This is a genomic window from Peptoniphilus senegalensis JC140 (assembly GCF_000321025.1).
Taxonomy (GTDB): domain Bacteria; phylum Bacillota; class Clostridia; order Tissierellales; family Peptoniphilaceae; genus Peptoniphilus_A; species Peptoniphilus_A senegalensis.
On sequence record NZ_HE610718.1, the window covers coordinates 279,931 to 292,371 of the forward strand.

At 34.2% G+C, this 12,441-nt stretch carries 15 protein-coding genes; 1 reads left to right on the forward strand and 14 read right to left on the reverse strand.

Annotated elements, in window-relative coordinates; translation table 11 throughout:
* Positions 1-4: 4 nt before the first annotated feature.
* From rplV to PTSHG_RS05730, 14 genes are all read right to left on the reverse strand, one after another.
* Positions 5-340: a 50S ribosomal protein L22 gene (gene rplV, locus PTSHG_RS05660; protein ID WP_019107918.1), complete on the reverse strand. Its 336-nt coding sequence runs from the start codon at positions 338-340 to the stop codon at positions 5-7.
* An 11-nt stretch (positions 341-351) separates the two neighbouring features.
* A complete protein-coding gene (gene rpsS / locus PTSHG_RS05665) occupies positions 352-636 on the reverse strand; it encodes a 30S ribosomal protein S19 (protein WP_019107919.1) in 285 nt (94 codons plus the stop codon).
* A gap of 12 nt (positions 637-648) precedes the next feature.
* Positions 649-1,479 carry a 50S ribosomal protein L2 gene (rplB, locus tag PTSHG_RS05670; protein WP_019107920.1) on the reverse strand — a complete coding sequence of 277 codons (831 nt, stop codon included), beginning with the start codon at positions 1,477-1,479 and terminating at the stop codon, positions 649-651.
* A gap of 18 nt (positions 1,480-1,497) precedes the next feature.
* Positions 1,498-1,785, reverse strand: coding sequence for a 50S ribosomal protein L23 (gene rplW / locus PTSHG_RS05675; protein WP_019107921.1), 288 nt, complete (start codon positions 1,783-1,785; stop codon positions 1,498-1,500).
* Complete coding sequence (gene rplD, locus PTSHG_RS05680) at positions 1,785-2,408, reverse strand: 50S ribosomal protein L4 (RefSeq protein WP_019107922.1); 624 nt, start codon at positions 2,406-2,408, stop codon at positions 1,785-1,787. Before rplD ends, rplW begins: the two co-directional genes overlap by 1 nt.
* Positions 2,409-2,425: 17 nt before the next feature.
* The gene (gene rplC / locus PTSHG_RS05685; RefSeq protein ID WP_019107923.1) at positions 2,426-3,058 is read right to left on the reverse strand and encodes a 50S ribosomal protein L3; all 633 of its coding nucleotides are present in this window, start codon (positions 3,056-3,058) and stop codon (positions 2,426-2,428) included.
* Positions 3,059-3,116: 58 nt separating this feature from the next.
* Positions 3,117-3,434 carry a 30S ribosomal protein S10 gene (gene rpsJ, locus PTSHG_RS05690; RefSeq protein ID WP_019107924.1) on the reverse strand — a complete coding sequence of 106 codons (318 nt, stop codon included), beginning with the start codon at positions 3,432-3,434 and terminating at the stop codon, positions 3,117-3,119.
* Between the two features lie 429 nt (positions 3,435-3,863).
* Positions 3,864-5,381: an alkyl hydroperoxide reductase subunit F gene (gene ahpF / locus PTSHG_RS05695; RefSeq protein ID WP_019107925.1), complete on the reverse strand. Its 1,518-nt coding sequence runs from the start codon at positions 5,379-5,381 to the stop codon at positions 3,864-3,866.
* The gene (gene ahpC / locus PTSHG_RS05700; protein WP_019107926.1) at positions 5,381-5,950 is read right to left on the reverse strand and encodes an alkyl hydroperoxide reductase subunit C; all 570 of its coding nucleotides are present in this window, start codon (positions 5,948-5,950) and stop codon (positions 5,381-5,383) included. Before ahpC ends, ahpF begins: the two co-directional genes overlap by 1 nt.
* 169 nt (positions 5,951-6,119) lie before the next feature.
* The gene (locus PTSHG_RS05705; protein ID WP_019107927.1) at positions 6,120-7,007 is read right to left on the reverse strand and encodes a CobW family GTP-binding protein; all 888 of its coding nucleotides are present in this window, start codon (positions 7,005-7,007) and stop codon (positions 6,120-6,122) included.
* Entirely contained in the window at positions 7,008-8,084 is a 1,077-nt protein-coding gene (locus PTSHG_RS05710; protein WP_019107928.1) for an NAD(P)-dependent alcohol dehydrogenase, read from the reverse strand.
* 350 nt (positions 8,085-8,434) lie between these two features.
* Positions 8,435-9,238 carry an ABC transporter ATP-binding protein gene (locus PTSHG_RS05720; protein ID WP_019107930.1) on the reverse strand — a complete coding sequence of 268 codons (804 nt, stop codon included), beginning with the start codon at positions 9,236-9,238 and terminating at the stop codon, positions 8,435-8,437.
* The gene (locus PTSHG_RS05725) at positions 9,235-10,263 is read right to left on the reverse strand and encodes a FecCD family ABC transporter permease (protein WP_019107931.1); all 1,029 of its coding nucleotides are present in this window, start codon (positions 10,261-10,263) and stop codon (positions 9,235-9,237) included. Before PTSHG_RS05725 ends, PTSHG_RS05720 begins: the two co-directional genes overlap by 4 nt.
* Complete coding sequence (locus PTSHG_RS05730; RefSeq protein WP_019107932.1) at positions 10,260-11,423, reverse strand: ABC transporter substrate-binding protein; 1,164 nt, start codon at positions 11,421-11,423, stop codon at positions 10,260-10,262. The genes PTSHG_RS05725 and PTSHG_RS05730 overlap by 4 nt, the downstream gene beginning before the upstream one ends.
* A 213-nt stretch (positions 11,424-11,636) precedes the next feature.
* On the opposite strand from PTSHG_RS05730, the gene PTSHG_RS05735 reads away from it, so the two are divergent.
* Positions 11,637-12,434, forward strand: a complete 798-nt coding sequence (locus PTSHG_RS05735) for an electron transfer flavoprotein subunit beta/FixA family protein (protein ID WP_019107933.1) — start codon at positions 11,637-11,639, stop codon at positions 12,432-12,434.
* Positions 12,435-12,441 lie beyond the last annotated feature (7 nt).

Sequence of the window (12,441 nt, forward strand, 5' to 3'; positions counted from 1 at the left end):
CTCCTCACTCTCTTTCTGCTACTACAACGCCAATATGACTTGATCTTTTAAGGATTGGATAAGCCATACCCTTAGCCTTAGGACGAAATCTCTTCATAGTAGGTCCGTCATTAGCGTATGCCTTTTTCACATAAAGATCGTCTCTGTCTAAATTAAGGTTGTTTTCAGCATTAGCTACAGCTGATTTTAGTACCTTATAGAGTTCATGAGCTCCTCTCTTATTAGTAAACTTTAAAATAGAGAGGGCCTCATCAACGCTTTTGCCGCGTATTTCAGCGCAAATATAGTTCACCTTTAGAGGTGATATTCTTACATATTTTGCAATTGCTTGTGCTTGCATAATAACCCTCCTTATTTAACTGTTGTGCTCTTTTCGCTCTTGCCGCCGTGGCCTCTATATGTTCTTGTTGGAACAAATTCACCTAATTTATGTCCTACCATGTCTTCAGTAATATAAACTGGCACATGTTTTCTGCCGTCATGAACAGCAATTGTGTGTGAAACAAATTCAGGGAAAATAGTTGAGCGACGAGACCAAGTTTTAATTACTTTCTTTTCGTTTTTTTCATTAAGCTCGTCAACCTTCTTTAGAAGGTGTTCATCAGCAAATGGTCCTTTTTTTATTGATCTACTCATTATACCCTCCGATTACTTAGTTCTTCTTCTTACTATATACATATCAGATTTTTTAGATTTCTTTCTAGTCTTAAGTCCTAGAGCTTTCTTGCCCCAAGGAGTCATTGGTGAAGGTCTACCAACTGGAGTTCTACCTTCCCCACCACCATGAGGGTGATCAACAGGGTTCATTGCAGATCCTCTAACATGAGGTCTATTTCCAAGATATCTGCTCTTACCTGCCTTACCTAGTGTGATAAGTTCGTGAGAAATATTTCCAACTTGTCCAATAGTAGCCTTACATCTTTGATTGATTAATCTAAATTCTCCTGAAGGAAGTCTAAGTTGAGCATATTTTCCTTCTTTTGCCATAAGTTGAGCTGATGAACCAGCAGATCTTGCAATTTGACCGCCCTTGCCAGGAGTCATTTCAATGTTGTGAACAGTAGTACCAACAGGAATGTCAGCAAGCATTAGTGCGTTACCAACTTTGATATCTGCATCTGAACCTGATTCAATTACATCGCCAACTTTAAGTCCATTTGGTTGAATAATGTATCTTTTTTCACCATCAGCATAAGATAAAAGTGCAATGTAAGCAGTTCTATATGGATCATATTCAATAGCTTGTACTCTTGCAGGAATATTGTCTTTATCTCTTTTTAAATCTATAATTCTATATTTTCTTTTAACTCCGCCGCCTCTGTGTCTACTTGTAATTCTTCCTTGAGAATTTCTACCGGCAGTTTTTTTGATGCTCACTAAAAGAGATTTTTCAGGTGTTGTCTTAGTAATCTCTTCAAATGTAGCAACAGTCATTTTTCTACGGGAAGGAGTTGTAGGTTTAAATCCTCTAATCGCCATTTTAATACCTCCTACTTATCAGATAGAATCAAAAAATTCTATCGGTTCTGAGTCATCAGTAAGTTTTACTATAGCCTTTTTCCATGAAGGACGTCTTCCTTGATGAACTCCTTGTCTTTTTAATTTTCCACGCATATTCATTGTATATACTTTTTCAACCTTAACGCCGAAGATTTCTTCAACAGCTGCTCTGATTTCTGGTTTAGTGACTTCCTTTGGCACTTCAAAAGTGTATTTATTTTCAGCCATCATATCCATACTTTGTTCAGTAACTAAAGGTCTTTTAATAATGTCAAAATTATTCATCAGTTAAAAACCTCCTCAACAACATCAAGTGCAGCCTTTGAGATAATTAGCTTGTCATATTTTAATAACTCATAAACGTTAATATCAGTAGCTCTTGATGTTTTTACACCAGCGATATTTCTTGCAGCTCTTTGAACATCTTTTTCGTCGTCATTAATAACTACAAGAGCTTTCTTGCCTGCCTTAATATCTTTTAAGATGTTTGCGAAAATCTTTGTCTTAGCTTCTTCCATTGTGAACTTGTCAACAAGAATCATTTCGCCATCTTGGAATTTACTAGTAAGAACTGATTTAAGAGCAACTCTTCTAGCTTTCTTAGGAGTTGTGTAAGAATAATCTCTTGGTTTCTTTGCGAAAACAACTCCGCCGCCTCTCCATTGAGGTGATCTAATGGAACCTTGTCTTGCACGACCTGTTCCCTTTTGTCTCCAAGGTTTTCTTCCGCCTCCACGCACTTCAGCACGAGTCTTAGCAGAGTGAGTACCTTGTCTTTTATTAGCCAAAATATTTTTAACAACTAAATAAACAGCATGAGTGCTAACAGGAGCATCAAATAGCCCTTCATTTAGTTCGACTTCTTCAACAGGATTTCCCTTAATGTCAATCATTTGAATTTTAGGCATTTCTTTACCTCCCTATCTTATTTAGTCATTTTAGTAGTGCTTTTAATTCTAACAGTTCCCTTCTTAGGTCCTGGAATAGCACCCTTAACTAAAATTAAATTTTTATCTGTATCTATTCTAACAATTTCAAGATTTTGAACAGTAACTCTTTCGTTACCCATTTTCCCAGCCATTCTGTGGTTTTTGAATACTTTTCCTGGATAAGAAGCAGCACCCATACCACCTGGCATTCTGTGGAATTTAGAACCGTGAGTTTCTCTACCACGTCCAAAGTTGTGACGTTTAATGATACCAGCAGTTCCTTTACCCTTTGAAGTTCCAACAACATCAATGTGTTCTCCAACTTCAAATAAATCTACCTTTATTTCATCTCCAAGATTGTAAGATTCTACATCGTCAGTTCTAAATTCTGAAAGATGTTTTCTATATCCTACGCCTGCCTTGTCGAAATGTCCCTTCTCAGGTTTGTTTAATTTCTTTTCTTTAACTTCATGTGTTGCAACTTGGATAGCATTGTATCCATCACTTTCAATAGTTTTCTTTTGCACAACAACATTTGGTTCTACTTCAATAACTGAGACAGGAGTGACAGTACCCTCTTCGTCAAAAATTTGGGTCATGCCAATTTTTTTACCTACTAAATATTTCATGTTGCACCTCCTAATATTTACAGCGGACTTCTAATTAGAAGTCATATAAAGCAAAGTTTTAAAGTTTAATTTCTATATCTACACCAGCTGGTAGATTTAACTTCATAAGTGAATCTACAGTTTTTTGTGTAGGATTAAGAATATCAATTAGTCTTTTGTGAGTTCTTTGCTCAAATTGTTCTCTTGAATCCTTATACTTGTGTACAGCTCTTATAATTGTGATGATTTCCTTTTGTGTTGGAAGAGGAATTGGACCAGAAACTTCTGCACCACTCTTCTTTGCAGCATCAACAATTCTTAGCGCTGAATTATCAAGTAATTCGTGATCATAAGCTTTAAGTTTAATTCTAATTTTTTGTTTGCCTTTGTTAGACATATTTACCTCCTATTCGCTAAAGCCTTACTTGCGAATGGGGTTATCGATAAACGCACCCTGGTGTGTTAACAGGTCCGTCTGAAAAAAATAACCCGCGCCCAAGTCCAGCCTGGACTTCTCTGCCATAATTACCTTGAAACTCCTTTTTTTCGGCAAAGTTTCAAGCAACTTATGACTTCATCGCAACATTCTTTTTTAAACGCTCAGATATTATATAACAAAAAAAGTCACTTGTAAAGGAAATTTACACATTTTTTTAATTTTTTTTATTTTATTTGAGCTTACAATTAATATTTCACTTTCAAAAAATTATAAATTAATTTACAAAAAAATTTTAATTTTTCTTACATACTTATCAATATTTTTATAAACTTTATAAATGTATAAAAAGTATGGTAACCAAACCATACTTTATCAAATCTATTTTAATTATTTTGTCATTAGGTAATTGTATGCGCCAAGGGCAGCTGTTGCACCTGATCCCTCTGCAATTACAATTTGTTTGAAGGTTGAGTTAGTGCAGTCTCCTGCCCCATAAATTCCTTCAATATTTGTTGCTCCTATATTATCAACAATAATTTCTCCACGTGGATTCTTTTCGATGTTGTTTATCCATTCTGTCATAGGCACAAGCCCAACTTGAATAAAACACCCATCAGTTTTTTCTTCTATTATCTCTCCAGAAACTCTATCCTTGTAAGAAATCTTTTCTAAAACTTTTTCTCCATATAATCCCTGTGTCTCTGCATTAGTTACAACTTTTACATTTTTAAATTCTTTTAATTTTTCTTGCAAGACTAAGTCTGCTTTCAATTCTGGTAAAAATTCTAAAACTAAAACTTCACTTGCAATACTTGCCATATCAATGGCAGCTTCAATTCCTGAGTTGCCTCCTCCAATTACAGTAACTTTTTTATTTTTAAATAAAGGTCCATCGCAATGTGTGCAGTATGCTACTCCCTTGTTTCTAAATTCTATTTCTCCAGGCACTCCAATTAATCTCCACTTTGCACCAGTTGCTATTATAACAGTCTTTGCAGAAAGTTCTCCTCTGTCTGTTATAAGTTTTATAGGACTACCTTCAACTATATCTGTGACCAAAATTTTATCCATAACTTCAACATTGTACTTATCCAAATGTTTCTTTACTTCTTCCATAAATTTTGGACCTTCAGTATATGCTAACCCAGTTATATTTTCTATTCCAAGAGTTTCTTTTACTTGTCCACCAAATTCTTTGGCAACTATAGCTGTCTTTATTCCCTTTCTTGCCCCATAAATTGCCGCCGTTGCTCCTGCTGGGCCTCCTCCAATTACCAACATATCATATAGGGGTTTCTTTTCTAATTCCAAATCAATTTTTTCATCGCTTATCTTGTCTAAAATTTCATCAATAGAAATTTTTCCACTATTAAATACTTCCCCATTTAGATAAGTTGTCGGTACAGCTAGTATTCCAAGTTCATCAACATATTCTCTAAAAACAGCACCATCAATCATACTGTGCTTAATTTTTGGATTTAATACAGACATAATATTGAGTCCTTGTACAACTTCAGGACAATTATGACAACTAAGACTTATAATAGTTTCAAAGTTCAAGTCTTCTTCAATTGACTTAATTCTATTTTTTGTCACTTCATCAAGCTTAGGTGCCCTTCCGCCAACTTGTAGCACTGCCAAAATAAAAGATTCAAATTCATGCCATAAAGGTATTCCAGCAAAAGTTATTCCCTCTACATCTTCTGAGGAAAGGCTAAAGCTTGGAGTAAATTTTAATTTTTTATTTTCTAGTTTTAATTTGTCTGATAGTTTTAAAAGCTCGTCTATAAATTCCTTCAAGCTTTTTGAATCTTCAGAATCATCAAGGCTAATAGAAATTACAACTTCTTTTTCAAGAAGTTGCAAATAATCTTTTACTTGATTTTTTAAATTTGAATCTAACATTAAATTTTACCAACTAAGTCTAACCCTGGAGTTAGAGTTTCTCCTGATTCTTTCCATTTTGCAGGGCATACTTGTCCAGGATTATTTCTTACAAATTGTCCAGCACGAATTTTGTCATAAACTTGACTTGCATCACGGCCTATTCCATCAGCATTTACTTCCACAGTTTGAATAATTCCATCTGGATCTATAACAAAAGTTGCTCTTTGTGCAAGACCAGCCTCTTCATCAAGTACATCAAAATCTCTTGCAATTGACTTATGTGGGTCAGCTAACATTGTGAACTCAAGCTTACTAATAGCTTCAGAGTGGTCATGCCATGCCTTATGAACGAAGTGAGTGTCAGTTGACATAGAGTAAACTTCTGCACCAAGTTCCATAAGCTTTTTATATTGCTCCTGCATATCCTCTAACTCTGTTGGACATACAAAAGTAAAATCAGCAGGATAAAACATCAACACTGTCCATTTCCCTTCAAAATCTTTATTTGAAATTTCTACAAATTCTTCTCTCTTTGGATTGTATCCATTTGTTTTAAATTCAGGTATTTTCTTTCCTATTTGTGACATATTGTCCTCCTTTAATTTAATATTCCAAGTTTAACAACTTGTTGAAGATTTATACCCTCTGAAATTAGATTTACTTTAAAAATATTCATCAGTTCTTTAAATATATTACTGTCTTTATAGCTTTTATTATTTTAATTTTACAAACAAAAAAGAGCCAAATGGCTCTTTTCTAATTTTTATTTTCAAAAAGTATATCAAAGGATTTCTTTTCTAAATTCTTTCCTATAAATATTAGAGAATTTGTAAAGGATTCTCCTTCATATTTTTCTACAGAAAATTTATTATCTACAACATCGACTCTGACTTTTTTATCTTCTACCTTTACAAGACCCTTGGCTCTAATTAATTTACCAAATCTATTTTGGCAAACTGCATTAAAATTTGTTCCAAGTTCATTAAAGTCTTTAAAATTTACATTTTCATATACAAAATTGTCAAGATGAAGGTGCTTATATTCCCCTCTTATTAATAAATCTTTATTAAACTTACCTATAAGAGAATCCCAGCCCTCTTTGTCAAAATCATTATAATGAGTGGCAAAAACTTTTGCCTTTGTTAATTGCTCAAGTTTTTTTACTTCAGCATCAATCTTTTCTGCACTGATATTTTCAGTTTTCGATAATAGTATATAGGAAGAGTTTTTGATTTGATCAAGGAAAAGTTCTTTATATTCTCCCATAATCTTATCAAGGCTGTAATAATCAACTATAGCTATTGGGCTTAAAATTTCTATCTTCTCATATTGAATTGAACTTATGTTATCAATTATCTTAGAAAGATAACCTAAGCCCGTTGGCTCTATTATCAAATAATCTGGATTAATTGTATTTTCTATACTAATAACCGTCGTCGCAAAATCTTTTTGCTTTGAACAACAAATACAACCTTCCTCTAATGACAAAATTTCTTTTCCTGTACTTTTCAAAATATCAGAATCAACATTTGCCTTGGCATAATCATTTTCAAGAATAGCTACATTATCCAATTTTTTTGACAACTTTTCTATAAAGGTCGTCTTACCGCTTCCCAAAAATCCCGATACTATTATTACTTTCATCTAATCTTCCATTAAGTCTTCTGCCACAATTACAACTGGCTTAATTAAATCCCTTGGTTTGTCTTTCATTAGATATAAAGCTTCTTCAACTTTATCAAATCCCTTTAACTTGTGAGTAACAAGCCTTGAAAGGTCTAACTTTCCACAAGAAACAAGTTTAGCTAACTTTTCCATTCTAAGTCTTCCGCCAGGAGTAAGTCCTCCATTAATTGCCTTGTGTCCCATTCCAACTCCCCATTCAACTCTAGGGATCTTGATATATTCTCCACCATCAAGGTAGTTTACATTTCCTATTTTTGCGCCTGGTTTCATAGCTTTGATTGCTTCTTCAAAAGTATCAACTGTTCCACCTGCAATAATTACTCTGTCAACTCCCTTATTATTTGTAAGTTTTAAAACTTGTTCAGAAATTGAGCCGTCTTTATAAGAAATTATATCTGTTGCTCCATAAAATTTAGCAGCTTCAACGCAATTTGGACGAGTTCCAACTGCATAAATTCTACTTGCTCCTCTTAGATTAGCTCCTGCAACTGACATTAGACCAACAGGTCCAATTCCAATTACTAAAACTTCATCTCCAAATTGAACATCAGCTTGCTCAACTCCGTGAAAACCTGTAGTAACCATATCAGATAACATTGGTGCCAAAACTGGATCTACACCCTCTGGAATTAAAGCAAGATTTGCATCAGCATCATTTACATGGAATAATTCTCCAAAAACTCCATCTTTAAAATTTGAAAATTTCCATCCAGCAAGCATTCCGCCTGAATGCATAGGAAAACCTGCTTGACTTTCAAGTGATGACCAATCTGGAGTAATAGCTGGAACTAAAACTCTATCGCCTGGTTTAAAATCTTTAACCAATTCTCCAACTTTTACAATTTCTCCAGCGGCTTCATGACCTAAAATCATGTCATGTCTATCTCCAATAGCTCCTTCCCAAACTGTGTGAATATCAGAACTACATGGAGCTAAAGCTATAGGCTTAACAAGTGCATCTAGCGGTCCCATTTCTGGTTCCGGTTTTTCAATCCAACCTGTCTTACCAATTCCTAACATTGCAAAACCTTTCATAGGTTCCTCCTTATTATTATTTTTTTATTGTTACCATTAAATTTTATTTAATTTTTTTATTCTTGTCAACGCTTTATCTCGTTGTTCTTCTAATTTAATTTCTCGTGAAATAGAACTATTAAATCGCCATATATTCATATCCTTTTAAGTTTAATCTATTGACAAGGTTAAAAGCATCTTATATTGAGTTTTCTTTTAACTCCGTGCTCAATATTTTTTGGGAATACAATTTGTTCTCCCTCTTTAATATCATAAGTTTTATATCCAACACTAATTTTCTTAGAAATTGTATGCAACTTTTATATATATTAGTTCTCCTTCAAGTAACCTTTTATTTTTATCAATTTTTATCAATGTTTCTCATTTTTACCTACTATACTTATTGGAATTATACTTTTATATTCCTTTTCTCCTATTATTGTACTATTTATTGCCACATCTACAGAAAAAGATTTTTTTAAATTTTCTCTATTTAATACTTCCCTCGTCTCTCCAAACTTATAAGATTTATCGTAATTTAACAGAAGACATTTGTTGGAAATTTTTATGGCGTGCTCTGGATAGTGGGTGTTCATGACAATAATCACTCCACTTGCAGAAAGTTTTTTTATTAAATCTAAAATAATAATTTGATTTTTGTAATCTAGACCACTTTCTGGCTCATCTAAAATAATTATTTTTGGCTCTTTCACAAGACTCCTGCCTATTAAAACCATTTGCAGCTCGCCACCGCTCATTTCATTGGCATTTTTATCAGAAAGACCCTCTATTCCTATCATCTTCATAACTTCCCTTGCCCTCGCAATATCCTTTTGACTAGGCCTTTCAAAAATATTCATAGAAGACCTTGACCCAAAGAGGACCATTTCAAAGCCTGTATAGGAAAAGGAAAAATTTCTCTTTTGTGGAATGTAGGAAATATTTGACCACAGCTCTCCTTCTCTCATAGCAAAAATCTTTTTGTCATCAATAAAAGTCTCGCCTCTAGTCCAAGGAAGAAGTCCAGTCAAGCACTTTATGAGAGTTGTCTTTCCCACTCCATTAGGCCCAAGGATTGAAAGAATATCAGAGTCTGCTAGAGAAAAATTTATGTCCTCTAAAATATAATCAGTCTTTTTAAATTTAAAAAAACCCTTAGTAACTTCTAACTTCATCTAAATATTCCTCCAGATTTTCTCATAAGCATTATAAAAATTGGTGCTCCAATAATTGCAGTAAGAATTGAAATTGGAAGCTCAATTACTGAAACAGTCCTTGAGAAAGCTTCTATTAAGACCATAAAGGCTGCTCCAAAACTTATGCCAAAGGGCAGGGTGTATAAATTATTTGCACCAACTATCATGCGGACAAGATGCGGAATAATTAAACCAATCCACCCAATTTGCCCGCAAATGGAGACGCTAGATGCAGTTATTATTGTAGATGCAAGAATAAAAATTAATCTCGTCTTCTTTACGTCTATACCAAGGGAAATTGCCTCTTCCTCTGAAAGAGACAAGAGGTTTAACCTCCATCTCATTTTATAAATTACAAAAATAGAAATTATAATGAGAGGTCCTGCCAAGGCTAAGTTTTTGTAAGATGTCCTTCCAAAGCTTCCCATTAACCAATAAGTAATTTGCGGCAGCTTATCCATGGGGTCAGCTGTGTATTTTAATAGGGAGCTAAAGGCATTGGCAAGAGAGGATACAATAATCCCAGCCAAGACTAGCATAACAATGGAGGACTCATCTCGCTTCACAAGGTTTATTGTGATAAAAATTGAAATCAAACCTGTTATTAGAGCAATTATTTGAATACCCATTGTGCCAAGAGAAAGTAAAATCCCAATAATTGCCCCAAGGCTTGATGCACTTGTAACTCCAAGTATATCTGGTGTAGCAAGTGGATTTGAGAAAAGAGCTTGAAAGGCAAGACCTGCACAAGTTAATCCTGCGCCCACTATTAAGGCAGTGAGAATTCTTGGCAGCCTTATCTTAAAAATTAAGGACTCCATCATAGGGTCCAAGTCTCTTCTTAATATGTAATTTTTAAATAAATTTATTATTTCAGAAATATTTATATTCATCCTGCCCATAGAAAGTGCAAGGAGTGCACAGACTATGGGAAGAATGAACAAAATAAGATAGGCATAGAGATGAACTTTTCCATCATCTCTTATGCAATATTTTTTTATCATATATTAAACATGTCCTCGATTTGTTCATCAGTAAGTTCATAATTGTACCATTTTTGGTAATAATCTTTTATAACTTTGTTTAAGTCATAATCCTTAAAGGCTTCTGGGTAAGTTTCGCTGGCAAGCCATGCAAGAACAAGTGGAGCATCTGGGTTTGGTGTAAGCCAGTTCCACATACCTAACTTTGAGTTATAAACTCTCTTGTCCTTTACAGATTTTAAGTTAGAAAAATCAAAGCCTTCTACAGAATTGTTGTAAACATCTTCAGTCTTAATATTTAAAAGTCCTGGTCCATCAAGATAAAATATATCTGGGTTCCAAGAATAAATTTGCTCAACATTTACATTGGCATATCCCTTGGCTTCCCCTGCAACATTATTTACCTTTAGTCTCTTTAACCAAAAGTCTCCAAAAGTACCCTTGCCAGCAACAATTGGAGTGCCTTCTTGATACTTCCAAAGAATCATACCACTTGGCCTTTTATCTTCAGGAACTTTTGCAATTCTTTCTTCAGCATCCTTAACAATATCGTCTCCAGCCTTTAAGAAGTCATCCATCTTTCCCTTTTCGCCAAAGACATCTTCAAGAAGTTTTAACCATTCGCCATATCTATTTATTGGATCTGCTGGAGTGTCTGCTCCCATAGTTACAAAACCAATACATGGCACGCCAGTCTTAGATAACTTTTCATATCTGTCTTGGTTCTTTGCATTGTAGAAAATTACATCTGGCTTTAACTTAATAATTTCTTCCACATTGATGTCTGATTGGCCTTGAACTGTGTTAGTTGCATCTAAAAGTTCTGGTGCCATGTCCTTTAAAACTGTATCAGAAATAACTTGCTTTAATGATCCAGCGTAACCCACAATATAAGGAGCCTTTCCTTCATTATATGCCATATAAGTAGATAAAATTGGCACTTGGTCAATTACAATCTTTTCAATTTTATTTGGCACTTCAACTTCGTGACCTGCGTGGTCAAGAACTATGTGACTTCCAGCTTCATCTGTTGAAACAACTTTCTCCTCGCTAGAAAGGTTTTTTGCTTCTGAATTTTTCCTTGCCTCATCGGGAGTCTTATTACATCCACCTAAAACTCCTGCTAGCATAATAAATACTAAGGCAAGACTTAGGACTTTTTTTGATTTTATGTTTTTCATCTTTTACCTTCTTTCTATAAAATTTATTATTTTGAAAAACAAAATAAATCCATTTATTATTATAATACACTTGGAGCAATTTATACCGAACTTGGACAATATTTTTTGAAGAGCGTAATATTTTTAAAAAATCTATTCTCAAATTAATGTAAATACTTTACCTAATTTGGGGTATGATATAATTATATTGAATAAATAATCTTAGGAGGAACTATGAAAATATTATTATTGATGAAAACTGTTCCTGACACAACTAATGCGAGAATCGATCCAGAAACTAATAACTTAATTAGAGATGGAATTAAAACTATAATCAATCCATCAGACCTATGCGGATTGAAATTTGCATTAAATATATCAGAACAAGTAGAAGAAAATGTTGAGATTGATGTCCTAACTATGGGACCACCATCTGCAGAAAAATATTTGCGTGAATGTATCCAAATGGGTGCAGAAGAAGCTTACCTATTGGAAGGACTTGAGTTTAAGGGTTCTGACACAATAGCAACTTCCTACGCCCTAGCTGAAGCAGCAAAATCAATTGGAGATTACGATATAATCTTTACTGGCGACCAAACTATGGACGGCGACACTGGACAAGTTGGTCCACAAGTAGCTGAAAGACTTGGCATGAACCAAGTAACTTATGTCTGCGACATTAATTATGTTGATGGAGAATTTGAAGTTAAAAGAAATATTGGCACAGGCATTGAAACTTTAAAACTTTCCACTCCTTTTGTGGCATCTGCACTTAAGGGCTCTGTAAATAAACCTTCAAAGTTTGCCCTAAAGAGAAGCGACATTGCAAAAGAAAAAGAAATTCACGAAATGACTCCATCTTCCCTTGGACTTGACCTTGATAAACTTGGACAAAAGGGGTCTCTTACAATTGTAAAAGATTTGTCTGCTCCAAGAAAATCTGAAGCAGGTAACCTTATTGACAAAGGCTCTGCAAAAGAAAATATAGAAGAAGTCATAAAGATCTTAGAAGATAAGAAAATATTAGTGTAGGTGATAA